Below are 20,700 nucleotides of genomic sequence, written 5' to 3'. Positions count from 1 at the left end.
TATTAATGCTATTCAATGAGTATTGATGAATCTCAAATTTAAGGCTAATTTTGTGACGGACTTATCACTTCCGCTCACCATGGTTGATAATTTTAGCGTCATTATGGTACTTTTATATCAGACATTAGGATTGTAATAGTACAAAGCTTACTACACAAAACCTATTCTTAAATAGTTTTTCTATTTAGGAATGGGTTTTTTTCATTTTGGAGCGCTAATAAATGAAGATAAAAAAGATACTCAATAATAGCGTTATCCTATCACTGGATTCCAACGATAAAGAGATTATTGTAATGGGCCGAGGAATTGCCTATGCCAAAAAAGTAGGCGATGACGTCGATCCTGAACAAATAACTAAAAAGTTTATTTTAAGCTCGATGGAATACCCACAAAGAATTCTCGATTTATTCTCGGATGTCCCTCTGGAATGCATAGAGCTTACCAATAGCATTATTCAACATGCCAAACAAAAAATATCGATAGAGCTACATGATTCACTCTATATTTCAATCCTTGACCATATCCGAGCAAGCATCGAGCGATATAAAGAGGGCATTACCTTAAACAATAAATTACTCTGGGAAATAAAAAATTTCTATAAGGATGAATTTGAAATTGGCCTATACGCATTACAACTAATTGAAGAAACCTACAATATTAAAATGCAGGAAGATGAGGCTGGGTTTATCGCACTGCATATTGTTAGTTCAGAAACCAATGACGATATTCACCAAACTTATGAAGTCACTAATTTCATACAAAATATCACCAATATTGTTAAATACTATTTCAATATCGAATATGATTCGCAATCACTAGGCTATTACCGTTTTATTACTCACCTAAAATTTTTCGCAACACGATTATTTTCACAAAGTGAAGGTGATAACAGGCCATTAGAAAGTGACTTATTAGACATGATTAAAGAAAAATATGTTCGCCCTTATCTGTGTAGCTTAAAAATAAAAAAATATATTGAAGAAAAATATCAACACAGCTTAGATAATGATGAAATATTATATCTCTGTATTCATATCGCTAAAATTACCGAGAGAAAGGATTAATACACTAATTTAAATATTTACATGTAAGTTAATTTTAAAAAAATCATTAAATCCATCGTTGGATAGTGACATTAAGTTGGCTAAACCTTGATTATTTAATATATAAAATCAAAGGTGAAAACATGAATTACAAAGAATTTTCAAATGATATTATCAACATTGTCGGGGGTAAGGACAATATCAAATCCCTCGTTCATTGTTCAACCCGCTTACGTTTTACGTTACACGACGAAAGTAAAGTAAACGATCAAGCCGCGGCAAAAAACAAAAAAATATTATCTGTTGTCAAAAAAGGTGGGCAATACCAATTAGTTATTGGTAATGATGTTGACAAGGTTTATAACGAAATTGTTAATCACACTAAATTTGAAGGCGCATCTAAAGAAGACGGCACGAAGCAATCTATTGTAAATAAAGTGTTGTCTACCATTACGGGCTCCATTGCACCGGTTATCCCCATACTTGCCGGTGCCGGTATGGGTAAAGTATTACTGATAGTGTTAAATATGCTTGGCATTTTGGATAAAACACATCAAACATACTACATTCTTAATTTTATTTTTGACACCGGCTTCTATTTCTTACCCGTTTTCATCGGCTTTTCTGCGGCTAAGATGTTTAATTGTAACCAATATTTGGCGGCATTTGTTTGTTTAACTATGCTCCATCCAAGTTGGGATGCTTTAGTCAAACAAGGCAACCCAGTACACTTCTTTGGTGTCCCTGTTGAGCTGGTTAAGTATTCATCACAGCTAATTCCGGCACTCTTAACAGTCTGGGCAATGTCTTATATTGAACGAATTGTCTATCGAATTGTGCCTGATATGGTTAAAGTCTTTTTAGCACCATTGTTAGTCGTATTGATTACTACACCAATTGCATTAATTGCCGTTGGTCCTGTTGCAAGCTATTTAGCCCAACTAGTGGCGGATGGAGTGCTGTTCTTACAAGAAAATCTTGGCTTTATTGCAATTCCTATTCTGGTCATGTGTTACCCGTGGTTAGTATCAATCGGCTTACACAAAGCGTTAAGCCCGGTTACCGTGATGCTTGTTCAACAAAAAGGATATGACCCGATTATTCGTGTTATTGCACTTTGTTCTAATATGTCGCAAGCCGCGGCCTCTTTAGCAGTATCAATTAAATCAAAAAATAAAGAACTAAAACAATTAGCCTTCTCAGCCAGTATTACCGCATTTTTTGGCGGGATTACAGAACCGGCAATGTATGGCGTTAACCTAAAGCTTAAAAAACCAATGTATGCTTGTATGATTGGTGGTGGTGTTGCCGGTGTATTTGCAGGTATTGTGCAATTGAAAGCCTTTGTTTATGCCACTCCGGGGCTTTTAAGCTTACCCATGTGGGTATCTGACGTTGATAACCAAATTGTAAATGCCATTATTACTCTGGTGGTCGCCAGTATCACAACCTTTATTGCTACTTTTATTATTGGTTTCGACGATCCGATAGAAGAAAGCTTATCAAAAGAGAACGCACCAACTGCGGATAAAAACACAGGCGCTTCGGTTGCTCTGATTGCCCCTTTAATCGGACAAACAGTCCCATTAAATAAGGTGAATGATGATACTTTTGCATCAGGAATTATGGGAACCGGTATTGCCATTGTTCCAGAACAAGGTGTTGTTATTGCCCCAGGAGATGCGGTGGTTGCCGCTACGTTTAAATCAGGCCATTCCATAGGGTTAAAGCTGGATAATGATATTGAAATGCTCATTCACGTCGGTATTGATACCGTTACTTTAGAGGGTAAATATTTCGAAACTAAAGTGGCTAAAGGACAGCGGGTAAAACAAGGCGAAACGCTTATCGAGTTTGACTTAGAGGCACTCAAACGCGAAGGTTTTGATGTCACTACGATGATAATTATTACCAATAGCAGCGACTACCTGGATGTTATTACGACTGAAGAAGAATCTGTTAATAAAAATTCCGTACTGATGACAGTATTTTAAGTATGGTACCGATCTGGCGGTCATTAATTGATCGCCAAATCGGTGAATAATTGAGGTTAATATAATGATTTATGCTGATTTACATGTACATACTAATCATAGTGATGGCGTATGTGAGATTACAGACGTACTTGAAAATGCGGCAAGCAACGGTATTAAAACTATTGCAATAACCGATCATGATACAATAAACCACTATGATGAAATATTCAGAGAGGGCAAGCGGTTAGGCTTAAATATAATTAAAGGCGTTGAAATGAGTTGTTATGATTTTGATGTTTTTAAGAAGGTACATATTGTTGCGCTTGGACTTGGCCATAATACACCCAATATTGATAAATTATGTTCTCATACACTTTCTTGCCGAGATCAATATCATCACGAGCTAATACAAGAACTACACCAGCAGGGTTATGATATTAACTATGCTGATGCAAAAAAATTCTCTAAATATAATATCGTCTTTAAGATGAATATCTTTCAGGCATTAAAAGAAAAATATCCACAAGAGATGACGAAAGAGCGATATAAACAGCTGTTTGCCTCTAAAACAAGCAAAGAGACCGACTTAAAGATGGGCTACATTCCCATTACTGAGGGTATTGCCAGTATCATTGCTGACGGCGGTGTTCCTATTTTAGCCCACCCCTGTGTCTATAATAATTACGATGAAATTGAAAAATATGTCGGTTTTGGGTTGCAGGGTTTGGAAATTAGTCATTCAAGAATGAAACCCATTGATTTTGGGTTAACCCAAATGTACGCAGATAAATTTAATTTACTAAAAAGCGGTGGCAGTGATTTTCACGATCCGGCTTTATTAAAGTTTGGTGATTTTGGTTTAACTGAACGTCAATTTAATGAATTCATTAATAAAAGTAAAATTGCCGTCTAAAAGAAATATACCCGCTGGATCTAATATTACTGATTGGTTGACTTATCGGCGGGTTTTAATATGCTCAATAATATATATTTTAATTAAATAGAAATCAGATTTGATATACGATAAAAGAAAGGACATCAATATGAAATACCGAGTAATAAAGCAGCATACCAGTGAATACCCAAACCCTATCGTTATGGCTAAAGGAGACCGGCTAATCATTGGTGAAAAATTTGACGATAATCAAGCTTGGAATGATTGGTACTTCTGCGAGACACAGGATCGGGTCAAAGGCTGGGTTCCAAAGCAGGTGATTAACTGGCTCAGTGGCAATCAAGGCGAAGTATTAACCGGAATAAAAGAGCTTAATGGCTGGATATGGTGTCAACATCCTGATTCTAAAGAAGAAGGATGGGTGCCCGCTGAGAATCTTGTTCAAGACTGAATCAAGGCTCATTAATTAAGCTGGCATACCGTCAGAAACATTTACCGTGAGGCAGCCATCCCGACCTCACACTACAATCGGAAGGCAAAATACGGTAGCTCGATCGGTTAACTCGGCCATATCACTAAGCCGATTTAAATACTGAACTATGGTGCAATTGCTAGGCGACGAGCCGCTTCCATAACAGAAGCTCTTCGTCTTGCATGTTCATCGGCACTATCCTCTCCTGTAAGCATACGGGCGACCTGAGGAACGGCTGACCACCACCCGGCTAACGCAAGAATCAAAAAGGTGAGATGATCGGCGTCCAATGTATGAGTAATTGCCCCCTGCTGCTGGCCATCAGCAACCGCCTGAACTTTATAGCCATAATATTCACGTCGCAATTCTTCATCTGGAACTTCACCATCAAAAACTAATCCCTCCCATCGCATAAGCCTGCTCAATTCAGGATGCTCACAGTGATAGTCGTACACTTGGCCTGCATACTTTACTATATCTTCAACCGCAAATGACGCGACCGGCATAGCTTGCGCTACTCGAGCTAATTCATGGCGTAATACCGCGCTAAATAATGATCGTTTATCGCCAAAGTAGTTGTAAATACGTTCTTTGTTCACCTTGGCTGATTTGGCAATTTGTTCAATTTTTGTGCCATCAGGACCATATTTGGCAAACTCACTTATTGCTGCTTCCAGTATTTTACTTTTTGTTCCTTCAGTATCCCAAGCCATAGCTTCCCCCTTTCTCAGTTTGTTGCACTCGTTGGCAAATTATAATACGATAAACTCCAACGTTGTAGTTGGAGTTTGGATTAATTTCATTAAAATTGGAGATATTTATGAAACACCCGATTGTTATTTGTGGATATGGCCCCGGAATCTCTCATGCCGTAGCACAGCTTTTTGGCTGGGCAGGGCATCCTGTAGCCATCATTGCGCGCAATGCTCATCGCCTTGCTGATGGTGTTGCCGCGCTGGAAGCTGAAGGCATCAAAGTACAGGCATTTATGGCCGATCTTAGTAATGTCAAAGAAGTGCAGCGTACTATTGCTGATGTGCGTGCTGCTATGGGATCTATAGGTATTCTTCATTGGAATGCCTACACCAATATCGAGGGTAGCTTACTTTTAGCGTCACCTAATGACCTAAGCAATAGTCTCTCTGTTCGAATTATTGGCTACATCACAGCGGTTCAAGAATGTCTTGCCGATTTAGAGGCAAACCAGGGGGCCGTTCTTGCTACTAGTGGCGCCATGGCTTTTTATGGGGCTGAAATCGATGCTTTTGCTAAAGATTTTGGAATACTCGCAATCTCTGTCGCCGCGCAGCATAAAGCAACGGGTATTCTTACTGAAACGCTTAAGCCACATGGCATTTACGTGGGTGAAGTTATCGTAAACGGCTTTGTGAAAAGCACTGAGAGTGGTAATGAACACCATGCCACCTTGGAACCCAATGACATTGCAAACCAGTTCTGGAAAATGAATGCAATGCGTAAAACGCACTCTATCGTCTTTGGCGAAAACCTTGCCGCACAGCGGCGGTAATTATCACGAATGACCATTTAGCAAAAATCTAATTTATTAACAATAACTGCCATAGTTGAATGATATTAATATTTTATTATTCGCCATGTAATTTATAACGGCAGAATTATTAAATACTTATTTCATATAAAAGAGACTTTTATGAAAATTCATTTATTACTCTCTCTACTAATTAGCCTATTTTTTACTACATCAACTTTTGCAGCTGATACTAATAAACAAAAGCCTACTCATAATGAGGATTCAACATTGATAAGAAAAAACTATCCTAACTTACCCGCTCCAGCCGGCCCCTACTCAATTGCAGTGCGTCACAACAACACACTCTATCTGTCTGGCATCACTGCGTTTGGCACGCCCGCACAGGATAAAAGTATGGCTGAGCAGGCAAAGGCTATTTTTGAGCAAATAAAACAGATCACTCAGGCAGAAGGGATCGGCATGCGTGAGCTTATTAAGGTGACTATATATGTCACTTCCACAGACGATATTACCACGCTACGTCAACTGTTAAGTGAGCAATATGAAGGGCACAACCCAGCAAGCTCATTAATACATATTGCCGGATTAGCGACTCCCGAATTAAATATTGAAATTGAAGCTATATTTGCCATTCCACAATAAAGAGTCATTTAAAGCGAGGGATATTTATGCCTAGGGAACTACTACAGCGATTACTTTTTTCTCTTTTAATGTCCGGTCTGATGGCATTTTTTATTGGTGCTTGGGTTACTTTTATCAATCTGGGACTAGTATCTGGCTATATTGGCTACTGGATGAAAGCTTTTTTCTTGGCATGGCCCGCTGGTTTTATTGTAGTCACGCTTATAGCTCCAACAATACAGCGTATCTCACAGAGATTATTAGTCTGGTGCTATACAGAACCAAATAAATCAATTGAAAAAAACTGATGTAACTATCATGGATTCACTAACACAAATTGTTTTGGGCAGTACTGTTGCAGCGGCTGTTGTTCCGGCTCGTCACCAACGCTGCGCCCTGTTAGCCGGTGCGGTACTGGGAACCTTGCCTGACTTGGATGTTATCTGGTTCAACCTGACAGGTAGCGATGTTATTACAACGGTAACATGGCATCGCGGCCCGTCACACTCATTGTTTGTATTGGGGGGATTAGGCTGGCTATTATGGTTACTTCTCAAACGCTTTAATACACCGATTAGAGATGCACCAAAGCCATGGCTAATTGCAATCTGGCTAGCGTTACTAACACACCCATTGTTGGATGCCTTTACTGTCTACGGTACGCAGTTATTATGGCCTCTACAGATCCCCTCAACGATGTGGTCAACCATTTATATTATTGACCCCTTGTATACGCTGCCGTTGCTGCTTGGTGTGATCGTTGCTTGGCTAAAAGGTACATATAAAAAGCCACCTAATACCAATAGGTGGCACAGTAAATGGACGGCCCGTAAATGGCTTATGGCTGGATTAATGATCAGTTCTGCTTATCTATCTTGGAGCATGGTGGCTAAATTTTCTGTCAATCACATTGCCACCCGCAGTTTAGAGCAGATGGGTTTGGCAAATGCGCCTCGATTTTCAACGCCTACAGCCTTTAATACACTGCTCTGGCGGGTCATAGTGATGGCACCAGATGGATATTATATTGGAGATCGTTCGCTGATTGCCGATCGTGGCGCAATGCATTTCAATTTTTACCCGAGTAATACCGAGGTATTAAAACAGTTATCTGTTGCTCCTGAACTACAACGACTTCTGTGGTTTACTCATGGGTTTGTCAGTGCACATACCCAACAACAGGGTAATGGCCAACAACGCTTGATTATCTCAGACCTGCGTATGGGGCTGGAGCCTGATTACTTCTTTCGTTATAACGTAGCCAGTCGTGATACACAGGGCAGTTGGATAGCAGCGCCATCCATTACTCAGATGTCGGATACTCATAACCATGCTGTAATGCTAACTTGGGTATGGCATCGTCTCTGGGGTATTTAGACTATAACAAGAGACTCTTCGCTAATATCAGATATGATATAACCCGTCGCCATTTCACGTTGTTTCAGCTAATGCTGGAACGATTAAACCAAACGCTTAAAAACCGTATATCACTAAAAACGGTCTATTTATAGGATGATATTATGAGCATGGCTGAATCAATGAAAAAGGATATAGGTAAGCATGGGTTATGGTTTAACAATACGGTCATTATTATAGATAGCTTTACCTGTTATGCCGGTGATTTTTATGTTGTTAAAGATCTAACAACAGAAAAAACGCTTAATATCAATATATGGGAGGATGATGCAAAGGAATTTTTAAAAACAGTTAAATAGCCATATGGTTACCGTTATATTCTTACGCTTCCTACCGCTATCATTCAGAACCGCCAAGATTGCACCAACGTAGCAAAATATGCTACACAATGTCATAAATATGCTCAACTTGAAGAGGATATTACGTTTGAGAGATTCACCTTACTAATTACCCTAATAGCTTACTCACCACTGGCATAGTTTTGCGATACTGCTCTATATCTTTAGATGTGGCTGTAGGTTGTTCCTATCTGAGATCGTATTTTAGCTGCTACCTCTTTACATTCGAAAAAGACCTTATAAAGACTCAATTTAGTCCCATCAATCAAGGTAAACATGCGTTACTCACAACAAATAAAACCGATTAGCTATTTAAAAGCCAATGCAGCAGAAGTTCTAACCAGACTGACGGAATCTGGCACCCCCATGATTATTACTCAAAACGGCGAAGCCAAAGCAGTTCTCCAGGATATAGCGTCCTATAAAGAGACGCAGGAAACGTTAGCGCTACTTAAAATATTGGCGTTAGGTCAACAGTAGGTCGAAGCGGGTGAAGCGGGTGAAGTTAGCGATATGAAAAACGTCTTTCAGCATCTAAAAACTAGAGGAAGGGGAACTAACAAATAATAACAAGGTATTAACTAATAATAGAGGAAATGCTTTTATATAAGGAGTGATTAATTGACCATAGTCTTTGAACAAAGACTTGGAGCGGGAAACGAGACTCGAACTCGCGACCCCGACCTTGGCAAGGTCGTGCTCTACCAACTGAGCTATTCCCGCATTAAGTGCCGTAATCTTTATGACTACTACTTGTGACTATCAGACATATATTTTAGAACTTGGAGCGGGAAACGAGACTCGAACTCGCGACCCCGACCTTGGCAAGGTCGTGCTCTACCAACTGAGCTATTCCCGCATTAAGTGCCGCAATCTTTCTGACTATTACTTTACTCTCACATCGATAAATTTTGGAGCGGGAAACGAGACTCGAACTCGCGACCCCGACCTTGGCAAGGTCGTGCTCTACCAACTGAGCTATTCCCGCGTACCAAACGCCGAACGAATTAACGTTACGGGATGCGCATTATACGAAAATTAGCCCAAGCCGCAAGCTCCTTCGATGAAAAAAAGCGTCTTTTTGTTTTACATGCTTATTAAAACAGCACTGTGGTTTAATAAACACCGGTCTGACATTCACCGGAATGAGCAACAAACAGCTCTGCTCATCACCTAACCAAATACTAAATAAAAATCAATTTATTACCTGATTAAATCAAACTAACTCAGCCATTCTAAGCCTGAATAAAATGCTCGCGATAGTAGGCCAACTCGGCAATTGAATCACGAATATCATCTAATGCCTGATGGGAACTTTGCTTTTTAATTCCGGCCAAAATTTCAGGCTTCCAACGACGGGCCAGCTCTTTTAGCGTGCTAACGTCCAGATAACGATAATGGAAATACTGTTCCAGCTCCGGCATATAGCGATAAAGAAAGCGGCGATCTTGGCCAATGCTATTACCACAAATCGGAGAGCATCCTGCAGGTATCCACTGTTGCAAAAAAGCAATGGTTTGTCGCTCTGCGGCCCGCTCATCTATCGGGCTATCTTTCACGCGCTGAACCAAGCCACTGGCACCATGAGTCGTGGTATTCCACTCGTCCATAATCGCCATATGCTCATCAGTTTGATGGATGGCAAAAACCGGACCTTCGGCCAAAACGTTTAAGTTGGCATCGGTCACAATAGTGGCAATTTCAATGATGCGATTGCACTCAGGATCCAACCCGGTCATTTCCAGATCGATCCAAATCAGGTTATTCTCACTTCCAGACATGATGTTTCCTGCGTTATTAAGCGAACATCAGTGTATCATAGCCTCCAAATAATTGAAGTTGCGGCTAGGCGGCAAGCGAACGAATCCCGATGAGCTTACATAGGTAAGAGATTCGGGTGAGTGAACGCAGCCAACAACGCTGCAGCTTCAAGTCATCAGGATATAGACGTTTAAAGCTCTCCGAGCGACTATCGCCGTTCTTGAAAGGTATTCTTGTGAGTAAAAAACAACTATCTAAAGGCCAACAACGGCGCGTGGCTGCTAACCATCAGCGACGCTTACAAACCTCAGATAAACGACCTGAGCCAGATGATTCCCTATTTGGTGAAGCTCAGGAAGGTATTGTTATCAGCCGATTTGGCAAACATGCGGACGTAGAAGCCCATGACGGCAGCGTTCATCGCTGTAATATCCGTCGGACTATCGGCTCATTAGTCACTGGCGATCGCGTTGTATGGCGAGCCGGTACTCAGGCACAAACGTCCGGTACCCATATTGTTAAAGGTATTATCGAAGCCGTTCATGAACGCACATCGGTACTCACCCGCCCGGACTTTTACGATGGTATTAAGCCTATCGCCGCGAATATCAACCAAATCGTTATTGTTTCAGCCATTTTACCCGAACTATCACTCAATATTATCGACCGCTATTTAGTGGCCTGTGAAACCCTTTCTGTCGAACCGATTATCGCCCTGAATAAGGTTGATCTGCTGGATAAAGACGGCAGAGAATTTATTAATCAGACCATGAAAATCTATCAGGATATCGGCTACAAAGTTCTTCAGGTTTCTAGCTATACCGGTGAAGGGATGGTTGAACTCAAAGCCAATTTGGCCGGTCGTATCAGTATTTTTGCCGGCCAGTCAGGGGTAGGTAAATCAAGCCTGCTCAATGCATTACTGCCTGAAGACCAAGCGATTATCAGCGTTGGTGAAGTCTCAGATAATTCAGGGCTGGGGCAACATACTACTACCGCATCACGCCTGTATCACGTCGTCGACGGTGGCGATATTATCGACTCACCGGGAGTTCGGGAGTTCGGGCTCTGGCATTTAGAACCCGAGCAGGTCACGCTAGGCTATATCGAATTTCGTGATTATATCGGCCACTGTAAATTCAGAGATTGCAAGCATATCGACGATCCGGGTTGCGCAATAAAAGAAGCGGTTGAAGAAGGTAAAATTACCGAAGAGCGTTACGATAATTATCTGAAAATATTAGAGAGTATGGTGGAAGCCCGTAGCCGAAAAAATACCTAATAGGTAAGCCACGTCTCCGATTAATTGCGTAATAAGACCACAATATGGCAATGAAACATTGTTCGGTCCTTGTGGTCTTAAACAAGGGAGCTACGGCAGCAGCGCCAATCAAGGTTGGTTGCATGACTTTATCTGTCAGCCCCGCTACAATGCGCCACTTTATTTGAATGTCGATAAGTTAAAGCGAAGAGGTTTTCTGTGCTGGATGGTATCAAGATACAACTACAATATTTAATCCCTAAACAGGGGCTTACCCGACTTGCGGGCTGGGGAGCAAGCAAACAGGCTGGCTGGTTAACTCGGCTGGTCGTCAAAGCTTTTGCTAAATATTATCGTGTTGATATGCAGGAAGCAGTAGAGCCAAATACTGACGCCTACCTGACATTTAATGAATTTTTTGTTCGTCCCCTGCGTGACAGAGCCCGCCCAATCGTTGACGGTCCCCATCAGTTGGCCCTGCCTGCCGATGGTGCTATCAGCCAGTTAGGCCCGATTACTGAAGGTAAACTGCTGCAGGCTAAAGGCCACGATTTTACGCTGGAAGCCCTTCTTGCCTGTAATATGCCGATGGTCGAAAAATTCCACAACGGGCTGTTTGCCACCACCTATCTTTCTCCGCGAGATTACCATCGTGTTCATATGCCTTGTCGTGGCGTTTTGCGTGAGATGCTGTATGTACCCGGCGATCTGTTCTCCGTAAATCCATTAACGGCAGAGAACGTGGCTAATCTGTTTGCCCGTAACGAGCGGGTTATCTGCCTGTTTGATACCGAATTTGGTCCGATGGCTCAAATTTTGGTGGGTGCGACTATTGTAGGAAGCATTGAAACTGTCTGGGCCGGAACAATTACCCCTCCGCGTCAGGGAGTATTGCAGCGCTGGACCTACCCGGCTTCAGGCGATCAAGCGATTGTGCTGGATAAAGGGGCAGAAATGGGTCGATTCAAGCTAGGCTCAACCGTTATTAATCTGTTTGCTGAAAATCGTGTCACCCTATCGCCGGCGCTACAAAGCAAAACGCCGACCCGCATGGGTGCCCTGTTTGCAGAAGCCGTGTGAATTTAATTTAGCTTATTGGCCCGCTTTATTGCGGGTCATTGTTAACGATAATCGGTTAGCCAGTCACTTCGCTTAAGCTGAAATGTGAGTTGTCGCTAACGGGTATCAAGGAATCTATCGATGCGCTTAATCTTGACCTTGTTAATGAGCCTGATGCTCATTTTTTCCGCTCAGGCAGCAGTCCTGCCTGATGACGGGCAGATCAAGCAGGAGATGAAACAGGCTGAAGCTAATAAAGCGATGCCGAATCAAAAAGAGGTTCTCGATGCTTATCAAAGCGCCCTTAGTTGGGTCACCGAGCGCACAGAATCCATCTCCCGCAGCCAGCAATATCGTAAAGCCATCGATGAATTTCCGAAGTTAACCAAGTCCCTGCGCACCCAGCTAGAAAACTTTAATTTAGAGCCCGATGCTCCTTCAGCAAACTTATCTATTGCCGAACTCGAACAGCTATCGATTCAGACCAGTAGCCAACTGTTTGAATTATCGCGCCAGCTACAGCAAGAACAAGAGCGCTCAAGGGAAATTAATAACTCCCTGACGCAACTGCCATTGCAACTCGCGTCTACGCGTAAATCACTCGGTGATGCCGAGCAGCGGCTACCGAGCCAATCTAACGCCAACACGCCATTAAGTCAGGCTAAATTAACTCAGTTGCAGGCTGAGATATCATTTTATAAAGCCAAAATTGATGAGCTCGAGCTTGAACAGCTTTCAGCCAGTAACCGCCAAGAAATATCCCGCTTACAGGCTGAAATATTAAAAAATAGCCAAAGCAAAACCGACAAGCTGCTCCAGTTAGTCAATGCCCAGCTCAATACTAAGCGGCAAACGGAAACTCAGCAGACGCTGGAACATACCACTCAACTGGCCGAGCAACACGGTGATTTACCTACCTCAGTACGTAAATTACTACAGAATAATCAGGAACTGTCTGAGCTTCTGAGCAAACAGGCAACGCGGATGGATGAAATATCCACCGAGCAGCGCTCTACCATTGCTAAAATCTTGCAGGTCCGTCAGGCTCTGACCTCACTGGCCGAGCAGTCTCAATGGCTCGGCATGTCGACGGCCCTGGGGGAAAGCTTGCGTATGCAGGTCTCTCGCCTGCCTGAAATGCCAAAGCCTCAGCCGCTGGACAGCGAAATGGCTGAGATGCGGGTACAGCGACTCAGCTTGGAAGATCGTCGGGATCAACTCTCTCATATGGGGCCTCTCACTCAGGATGATGGTCAACCCCTGACGGCCAGCCAGCAAGAGTTAGTTAAACAACAAATCAAAATGCAGCAGGAACTGCTCTCTTCCCTGCTGTCCGGGTATGACACATTAATTCTTGAGATCACTAAGCTTAAAGTCTCTAACAATCAGTTAATTGAAGCATTAGTTGAAATTAAAGAGGCCTCTCACCGCTATCTGTTCTGGGTGGCTGACGTAAACCCGCTCGATCTCGGTTACCCGATTGATGTAGCAAAGGATCTGAATAAGCTAGTCTCGCTTGATACCCTGACTGAACTCAGTGGCGCATTCAAAATGATGCTCACCACCAAAGAGTCCGTCGGATTTATTATCGCTGCCCTGCTGCTGGTTGGGTTCAGTATTAGCTCAAGACGCCACTATCAGGCATTTTTAGAGCGCGCCTCATCGCGTATCGGCAAGGTGACCCAAGACCATTTCTCTTCAACTATTCGCACCGTATTTTGGTCAATTCTGGTGGCTTTACCGCTGCCGGTTCTGTGGGGTGCTTTAGCTTATGGGCTGGAACATGCATGGCAATACCCGATAGCCGTTTCAATCGGTGAAGGCGTTAGCGCAACTATTCCGCTAATGTGGGTATTTATGATTAGCGCCAGCTTCGCCCATCCTCAGGGATTGTTTATTGCGCATTTCCGTTGGTCACAGTCACGGGTTGCCAGAGCGATGCGCTACTATCGGCTCTCTGTCTGGCTAGTGGTTCCGCTAATTATCGCGTCGATCAGCTTTGATAACTATAACGACCGCGAGTTTTCCAGCTCCCTTGGTCGCCTGTGCTTTGTACTGCTGTGTGGTGCACTGGTCATGATGACCACCAATCTAAGGCGAGCCGGCATTCCGTTATACCTCGACCGTAAAGGGTCCGGTGATAACATGATTAATCAGGCGTTATGGGGCTTCTTGATCTGCGCGCCTATTGTTGCGGCACTGGCCTCATTACTGGGTTATCTCGGCACTTCCCAGGCTTTATTATTAAGGCTAGAAGCGTCGGTTGCCATCTGGTTCGGGCTGCTGGTGGTTTATCATATTATCCGACGTTGGATGCTTATTCAGCGCCGGCGTATTGAATTTGATCGGGCCAAACAGCGTCGTGCTGAGCGACTTGCACAACGGGCAAAAGGTGAAGAAGATAATACGCCTATCAGCTCATCAGAAAGCAGCATGTTAGATCTTGATGAACCGGTGGTAGTCGATCTCGATGCTATCAGCGCCCAATCATTACAGCTGGTTCGCTCGATCTTAACCATGGTGGCGCTGGTATCTCTGATTATCCTGTGGTCAGAAATTCATTCAGCCTTTGCCTTTCTGGAAAATATAAAACTTTGGGATGTCACCTCATCGGTTCAAGGTGCAGACAGCATTCAGGCCATTACGCTGGGCTCCGTACTGATCGCAGTTTTGGTTTTTGTCGTCACTACGCAGTTGGTACGTAACTTACCGGCGCTGTTAGAGCTGGCAATTTTACAACATCTGGATTTATCACCGGGTACTGGCTACGCCATATCTACCATCACGAAATATATTCTGATGCTGATCGGCGGTATGGTGGCGTTCTCAATGATCGGGGTCGATTGGTCAAAACTTCAGTGGCTAATCGCGGCGCTCGGCGTTGGTTTAGGCTTCGGTTTACAGGAAATTTTCGCCAACTTTATTTCTGGTCTGATTATTCTGTTTGAGAAGCCCATCCGGATTGGCGATACCGTCACCATTCGTGATTTGACCGGTTCCATCACCAAGATTAATACCCGGGCGACCACCATCGTTGACTGGGACCGTAAAGAAATCATCGTTCCTAACAAAGCCTTTATCACGGAACAGTTTGTTAACTGGTCACTGTCAGACTCCGTTACCCGTATTGTACTGACAGTACCGGCAACCGCTGAGACCGACCCGAACCTGGTTAAATCGCTACTGGAAGATGCAGCCCACAAATGTCAGTACGTACTGGATACTCCGCAGCCGGACGCATTTTTGGTGGATATCCAACAGGGGATTCAAATTTTCGAACTGCGGGTATTTGCCGCGGATATGGGCATGCGTATGCCGCTACGCCATGAAATGCACAGCCTGATCCTGAAAGCCTATGCTGAACACCAACTGACGCTACCGTTCCCGCCGTTCCAGATGAGAACCGATGCGATATCACGGGTAGGAAATAGGCCTAGGTTTAAAACCGGTGAGCTTTAAATACACACGTTAAATACACAAAGGGCGCCTGATGGCGCCCTTTTCAGGTAGCAAAGACTAAGCCCGGTCTACTGGAAATGCCATGACTTCACTGATTGATGCCGCGTCCAGCGCAATCATAATCAGGCGGTCAACCCCTAACGCTACGCCCGCGCATTCAGGCATACCGTATTCCAGCGCCGATAGAAAGTTCTCATCAATCGGATGAACCGGTAAACCACGAGCCTCGCGCTTGCGATTTTCCTGTTCGAAACGCTGACGTTGCTCTCCGGCATCGGTCAGTTCTCTAAACCCATTCGCCAGCTCTACGCCTTTATAATAGACCTCAAAGCGCTCAGCAACCCGATGGTCCTCGGTACTGATCTCAGCCAGGCAGGCTTGAGTGGCCGGGAAATGATAAACAAAAGTCGGCTTATCATGGCCGATATGCGGTTCAACCCCGAAGGCAAACAGCATCTGCAGCAATGTATCCCGATCTTCTTCCCGGTTAGCCAACTCTTCCATATCAAGCTTTGCCGCGGCGGCGCGAAGCTGAGTTTTATCCGCAGACAACGGATCGAGCTCTAAATGACGAATAAAAATTTGCTGATAAGAAACCACTTCGCTGGCTTCACAATCGAGGATCTGTTGCAGAAGATCGTCGACTTCATTCATCAGGCGATACATATCGAAGTGGGGGCGATACCACTCCAGCATGGTAAATTCTGGATTATGATAACGACCGGCCTCCTCATTACGAAAGCTTTTACCCATTTGATAAATCGGGCCGCTTCCGGCCGCCAGCAGACGCTTCATATGAAACTCTGGGCTGGTCATTAAATATAGCGTTAAGCCATCGGCGGCGCCGGGGCCAACAAAGCGCGTCTGGAATGGAAATAAATGAATATCCGTTACCGTTGCCTGACTCATGGCAGGCGTATCGACTTCTAATACGCCGCGCTCAGTAAAGAAGCGTCTGATATCACCAACAATTTTGGCGCGCTTCAATAACTTAGCGATAGAGGCACTCGGTTGCCAGCTTGCCACGTCGCTCATGGTGTTGTACTCCAAATTTTAATTTGTCCGGCAGTCTACCTGCATCCAACCAGACAAACAAACTTCGAACTCATTTTGCCCTGACCAAAGGGTGTTTATAGACATAACATTACATAAAAACACATTTATTTAATATATTGATCACACTTTATTAATAATGCTGTTTTAAAAAAAAAGTTAATGTCTATCCTTGATAACTACAAAAAAAATCGAACACATCAATATTCATATACATATTACTAGGTAGAATAACCGTCCTATACTAAAGCTACCGCTATTTTTGGTGGTTGAAATGGTGATCGTCAGATTATCCTGATGTTGAGGACGTTAACCAGCTTGGAAATAATGACTTTTTTTACACTTAAACTGGAACATTTGGAGGAATGCAGTGCAAACCTTTAACGCAGATATTGCTATCATCGGCGCCGGTGGTGGCGGTCTTCGTGCAGCCATCGCCGCTGCTGAAGCTAATCCCAACCTCACTATTGCGCTCATCTCTAAAGTCTACCCTATGCGGAGCCATACCGTCGCCGCCGAAGGGGGCTCTGCCGCAGTAACGCAAGCCCACGACAGCTTTGAATCCCACTTCCACGACACCGTCGCCGGCGGCGACTGGCTCTGTGAGCAGGACGTCGTTCAATACTTCGTTGAACACAGCCCGCGTGAAATGATTCAAATGGAACAATGGGGCTGCCCGTGGAGCCGTAAACCCGATGGCTCCGTCAACGTCCGTCGCTTCGGCGGCATGAAGATTGAACGCACCTGGTTTGCCGCCGATAAAACCGGCTTCCACATGCTTCATACCCTGTTCCAGACCTCACTCAAGTACCCTAACATTAAACGCTTTGATGAACATTTTGTTCTCGACCTGTTAGTGGACGAAGGCCATGCCCGCGGCTTAGTTGCCATGAACATGATGGAAGGGACCCTGATTCAAATCCGCGCCAACGCCGTGATTATGGCCACCGGCGGCGCCGGTCGCGTTTACCGTTATAACACCAACGGCGGTATCGTCACCGGTGACGGTATGGGTATGGCCTTCCGTCATGGCGTGCCGTTACGCGATATGGAATTTGTTCAGTATCACCCGACCGGCCTGCCGGGCTCCGGTATTCTGATGACCGAAGGTTGCCGCGGTGAAGGCGGAATTCTGGTCAATAAAGACGGCTACCGTTACCTGCAGGATTACGGCATGGGACCGGAGACCCCGCTGGGCCATCCGGAAAACAAATACATGGAACTCGGTCCGCGCGACAAAGTCTCTCAGGCCTTCTGGCACGAGTGGCGCGCAGGGCGCACCATTCCGACTCCGCGCGGCGATGTGGTCTATCTCGACATGCGTCACCTGGGGGCCAAAGTGCTGCATGAGCGTCTGCCGTTTATCTGTGAACTGGCTAAAGCTTACGTCGGCGTTGACCCGGTTAACGAACCTATCCCGGTACGTCCGACCGCCCACTACACCATGGGCGGGATTGAAACTGACCAGAACTGTGAAACCCGTCTGAAAGGGCTGTTTGCCGTCGGCGAATGTTCGTCTGTCGGTATGCACGGGGCTAACCGTTTAGGCTCCAACTCCCTGGCTGAGCTGGTGGTGTTTGGTCGCTTAGCCGGTGAACAGGCGGTTGAACGTGCCCGCACGGCGGCGCCGGCCAACGGCAGTGCGCTGGATGCTCAGGTCTCTGATATCGAAGGTCGTCTGCAAGCCCTGTTGAAACAGGAAGGTACCGAAAGCTGGTCAGCCATCCGTGATGAGATGGGCATGAGCATGGAAGAAGGCTGTGGTATTTACCGCACCACCGAGCTGATGCAGAAAACCGTCGACAAGCTGGCTGAGCTGAAAGAGCGCTTTAAGCGCATCAAAATCACCGACACCTCCAGCGTGTTTAACACTGACCTGCTGTACACCATTGAGTTAGGTCATGGTCTGGACGTGGCGGAATGTATGGCCATTTCAGCCCTTAACCGTCGTGAGTCTCGCGGTGCCCATCAGCGCTTAGACGAAGGCTGTACCGAGCGTGATGATGAGAACTTCCTGAAACACAGCCTGACATTCTTTAATCCGGAAGGCGGCGCGCCGCGTCTGGAATACAGCGATGTGAAAATTACTACCCTTGCCCCGGCTAAACGCGTCTACGGGGCAGAAGCAGAAGCCCAAGATGCTGCAGACAAACTGAAGAAGGAGCAGGCCAATGTCTGAGATGAAAACCCTCAAAGTTGAAGTCATGCGCTATAACCCTGAGCAGGACAGCGCACCGCACTTCGAGGCGTATGATGTGCCTTACGATACCTCCACCTCCCTGTTGGATGCATTAGGGTATATCAAAGACAATCTGGCTCCGGACCTGTCTTATCGCTGGTCCTGCCGGATGGCGATATGTGGCTCATGCGGCATGATGGTCAATAAGGTGCCGAAGCTGGCCTGTAAGACCTTCCTGCGCGAATATGCTGACAGCGGTCTGAAGGTCGAAGCCTTAGGTAACTTCCCGATTGAGCGGGACTTAGTGGTGGATATGACTCACTTTATTGAGAGTCTGGAGGCGATTAAGCCTTACATCATTAATGACAGCCTGAAGCCGGAAAACGGCGCCACGCTGCAGACCCCGGCCCAGATGGAGAAATACCATCAGTTCTCGGGCTGTATCAACTGTGGCCTGTGCTATGCGGCCTGTCCGCAGTTCGGCTTAAATCCGGAGTTTATCGGTCCGGCCGCCATTACGCTGGCCCACCGTTACAATCTGGACACCCGTGATAAAGGTAAGGCTGCCCGTATGCCTCAGTTGAACGGCAAGAACGGCGTGTGGTCTTGTACCTTCGTCGGCTACTGTTCTGAAGTCTGTCCGAAGCACGTTGACCCGGCCGCTGCTATTCAGCAGGGCAAGGTGGAAAGCTCGAAAGACTTTATGATTGCCATGCTGAAACCTCAATAAAGGAGAGGGATACTATTATGATGACCAAACGTAAACCCTATGTCCGTGAGGTGAAAGCCGACTGGTGGAAAAACCTCGGGTTCTATAAGTTTTATATGTTCCGTGAGAGCACCGCCGTGCCGGCAGTGTGGTTCAGCATTGTGCTGATTATCGGTCTGTTTGCCCTCAAGGGCGGTGCAGAGAGCTGGGGAAGCTTTGTCGGCTTCTTACAGAACCCGATAGTGATGGTGATTAACATCATTACCTTGATTATGTCAGTCGTTCACACCAAGACCTGGTTTGACCTGACGCCTAAAGCCGCTAACGTGGTGGTGGGTGACAATAAACTGGGCCCGAAACCGATTGTGACCGGTTTTTGGGTGGTAACGATTGTGGTGAGCCTGGTTATTCTGGCCATTGCCCTGATTTAAGCGGAGGAAGAACGAGATGAATCAAGTAAACCCGAAGCGTTCTGACGAACCGGTATTCTGGGGTCTGTTCGGAGCAGGCGGTATGTGGGGCGCGATTGTGGCTCCGGTGATTATCCTGCTGGTGGCGATTATGCTGCCGCTGGGCTGGGCGCCTGAAGCATTGAGCTACCCGCGCATTCTGGCGTTCTGCCAGAGCTTTATTGGCCGGGTATTCCTGCTGCTGATGATTATCCTGCCGGTATGGTGTGGTCTTCACCGTATGCACCATATGACCCATGACCTGAAGTGGCATATCCCGGCCAGTAAGCTGGTGTTTTATGGGATTGCGATGATACTGACCGTAGTAACGGTATACGGCGTATTTAGCCTGTAAGCCAATGAATAGGTTGTATCAATAAATAGTCAACGCCCCGCAAGGGGCGTTTTAGTGTCTGGCATAGCCATTAAATTTGATTGCAGCGCCCATTTCGTCCGCATCATCAACAGCGGAATATGGATACTTCCTGGCGGCCGCGGG

General features: G+C 45.2%; 20 protein-coding genes and 3 tRNA genes. 17 read left to right on the top strand and 6 right to left on the bottom strand.

Annotated features, from left to right (window positions below):
• The first annotated feature begins 221 nt into the window (after positions 1–221).
• From licT to YWE_RS0109440, 4 genes are all read left to right on the top strand, one after another.
• Entirely contained in the window at positions 222–1,064 is an 843-nt protein-coding gene (gene licT, locus YWE_RS0109455) for a BglG family transcription antiterminator LicT (RefSeq protein WP_029094305.1), read from the top strand.
• 122 nt (positions 1,065–1,186) lie between these two features.
• Entirely contained in the window at positions 1,187–3,037 is a 1,851-nt protein-coding gene (locus YWE_RS0109450) for a beta-glucoside-specific PTS transporter subunit IIABC (protein WP_029094304.1), read from the top strand.
• Between the two features lie 64 nt (positions 3,038–3,101).
• On the top strand, positions 3,102–3,932 hold the full coding sequence (locus YWE_RS0109445) for a PHP domain-containing protein (protein WP_029094303.1): 831 nt from the start codon (positions 3,102–3,104) through the stop codon (positions 3,930–3,932).
• A 130-nt stretch (positions 3,933–4,062) separates the two neighbouring features.
• Positions 4,063–4,365 (top strand): SH3 domain-containing protein, encoded by a 303-nt coding sequence (locus YWE_RS0109440; protein WP_029094302.1) that lies wholly within the window; start codon positions 4,063–4,065, stop codon positions 4,363–4,365.
• Positions 4,366–4,511: 146 nt separating this feature from the next.
• Here the strand turns inward: YWE_RS0109440 and YWE_RS0109435 are convergent, their stop codons facing one another.
• Positions 4,512–5,099 (bottom strand): TetR/AcrR family transcriptional regulator, encoded by a 588-nt coding sequence (locus YWE_RS0109435; protein ID WP_029094301.1) that lies wholly within the window; start codon positions 5,097–5,099, stop codon positions 4,512–4,514.
• Positions 5,100–5,206: 107 nt separating this feature from the next.
• On the opposite strand from YWE_RS0109435, the gene YWE_RS0109430 reads away from it, so the two are divergent.
• From YWE_RS0109430 to YWE_RS27000, 6 genes are all read left to right on the top strand, one after another.
• Complete coding sequence (locus tag YWE_RS0109430; protein ID WP_029094300.1) at positions 5,207–5,914, top strand: SDR family NAD(P)-dependent oxidoreductase; 708 nt, start codon at positions 5,207–5,209, stop codon at positions 5,912–5,914.
• Positions 5,915–6,055: 141 nt separating this feature from the next.
• Positions 6,056–6,538, top strand: coding sequence for a RidA family protein (locus YWE_RS0109425; RefSeq protein WP_084167039.1), 483 nt, complete (start codon positions 6,056–6,058; stop codon positions 6,536–6,538).
• Between the two features lie 26 nt (positions 6,539–6,564).
• The gene (locus YWE_RS31890; protein WP_029094298.1) at positions 6,565–6,825 is read left to right on the top strand and encodes a DUF2798 domain-containing protein; all 261 of its coding nucleotides are present in this window, start codon (positions 6,565–6,567) and stop codon (positions 6,823–6,825) included.
• A 10-nt stretch (positions 6,826–6,835) separates the two neighbouring features.
• Entirely contained in the window at positions 6,836–7,894 is a 1,059-nt protein-coding gene (locus YWE_RS0109415; protein WP_029094297.1) for a metal-dependent hydrolase, read from the top strand.
• A 143-nt stretch (positions 7,895–8,037) separates the two neighbouring features.
• Positions 8,038–8,232, top strand: coding sequence for a hypothetical protein (locus YWE_RS0109410; protein ID WP_029094296.1), 195 nt, complete (start codon positions 8,038–8,040; stop codon positions 8,230–8,232).
• Positions 8,233–8,547: 315 nt separating this feature from the next.
• Positions 8,548–8,751: a type II toxin-antitoxin system Phd/YefM family antitoxin gene (locus YWE_RS27000; protein ID WP_051323267.1), complete on the top strand. Its 204-nt coding sequence runs from the start codon at positions 8,548–8,550 to the stop codon at positions 8,749–8,751.
• A 167-nt stretch (positions 8,752–8,918) separates the two neighbouring features.
• On the opposite strand, the gene YWE_RS0109400 is transcribed toward YWE_RS27000, so the two are convergent.
• From YWE_RS0109400 to orn, 4 genes are all read right to left on the bottom strand, one after another.
• A tRNA-Gly gene (locus tag YWE_RS0109400) sits at positions 8,919–8,994 on the bottom strand.
• Between the two features lie 60 nt (positions 8,995–9,054).
• Positions 9,055–9,130: transfer RNA gene (locus tag YWE_RS0109395), tRNA-Gly, on the bottom strand.
• A 53-nt stretch (positions 9,131–9,183) separates the two neighbouring features.
• Positions 9,184–9,259: transfer RNA gene (locus YWE_RS0109390), tRNA-Gly, on the bottom strand.
• 247 nt (positions 9,260–9,506) lie between these two features.
• Positions 9,507–10,052 carry an oligoribonuclease gene (gene orn, locus YWE_RS0109385; RefSeq protein ID WP_029094295.1) on the bottom strand — a complete coding sequence of 182 codons (546 nt, stop codon included), beginning with the start codon at positions 10,050–10,052 and terminating at the stop codon, positions 9,507–9,509.
• Positions 10,053–10,267: 215 nt separating this feature from the next.
• Here orn and rsgA point away from each other — a divergent pair, with 215 nt between their 5' ends.
• The 3 genes from rsgA (at position 10,268) to mscM (ending at position 15,811) form a co-directional block, all read left to right on the top strand.
• Positions 10,268–11,314 carry a small ribosomal subunit biogenesis GTPase RsgA gene (rsgA, locus tag YWE_RS0109380; RefSeq protein WP_029094294.1) on the top strand — a complete coding sequence of 349 codons (1,047 nt, stop codon included), beginning with the start codon at positions 10,268–10,270 and terminating at the stop codon, positions 11,312–11,314.
• Between the two features lie 198 nt (positions 11,315–11,512).
• Positions 11,513–12,373, top strand: a complete 861-nt coding sequence (asd, locus tag YWE_RS0109375; protein ID WP_029094293.1) for an archaetidylserine decarboxylase — start codon at positions 11,513–11,515, stop codon at positions 12,371–12,373.
• A gap of 120 nt (positions 12,374–12,493) precedes the next feature.
• Complete coding sequence (gene mscM, locus YWE_RS0109370; protein ID WP_029094292.1) at positions 12,494–15,811, top strand: miniconductance mechanosensitive channel MscM; 3,318 nt, start codon at positions 12,494–12,496, stop codon at positions 15,809–15,811.
• A gap of 57 nt (positions 15,812–15,868) precedes the next feature.
• Here the strand turns inward: mscM and epmA are convergent, their stop codons facing one another.
• On the bottom strand, positions 15,869–16,846 hold the full coding sequence (gene epmA, locus YWE_RS0109365) for an elongation factor P--(R)-beta-lysine ligase (RefSeq protein WP_029094291.1): 978 nt from the start codon (positions 16,844–16,846) through the stop codon (positions 15,869–15,871).
• A 388-nt stretch (positions 16,847–17,234) separates the two neighbouring features.
• On the opposite strand from epmA, the gene frdA reads away from it, so the two are divergent.
• From frdA to frdD, 4 genes are read left to right on the top strand one after another with little or no spacing between them, the layout of a single operon-like run.
• Entirely contained in the window at positions 17,235–19,043 is a 1,809-nt protein-coding gene (gene frdA / locus YWE_RS0109360) for a fumarate reductase (quinol) flavoprotein subunit (protein WP_029094290.1), read from the top strand.
• Positions 19,036–19,773 (top strand): succinate dehydrogenase/fumarate reductase iron-sulfur subunit, encoded by a 738-nt coding sequence (locus YWE_RS0109355; protein ID WP_029094289.1) that lies wholly within the window; start codon positions 19,036–19,038, stop codon positions 19,771–19,773. The genes frdA and YWE_RS0109355 overlap by 8 nt, the downstream gene beginning before the upstream one ends.
• Positions 19,774–19,790: 17 nt before the next feature.
• A complete protein-coding gene (frdC, locus tag YWE_RS0109350; protein ID WP_029094288.1) occupies positions 19,791–20,183 on the top strand; it encodes a fumarate reductase subunit FrdC in 393 nt (130 codons plus the stop codon).
• Positions 20,184–20,199: 16 nt separating this feature from the next.
• Entirely contained in the window at positions 20,200–20,556 is a 357-nt protein-coding gene (gene frdD / locus YWE_RS0109345) for a fumarate reductase subunit FrdD (RefSeq protein WP_029094287.1), read from the top strand.
• Positions 20,557–20,700: the final 144 nt, after the last annotated feature.

It is taken from the genome of Budvicia aquatica DSM 5075 = ATCC 35567 (genome assembly GCF_000427805.1).
Taxonomy (GTDB): Bacteria; Pseudomonadota; Gammaproteobacteria; order Enterobacterales; family Enterobacteriaceae; genus Budvicia; species Budvicia aquatica.
This window is presented reverse-complemented; position numbering and strand designations above follow the sequence as displayed.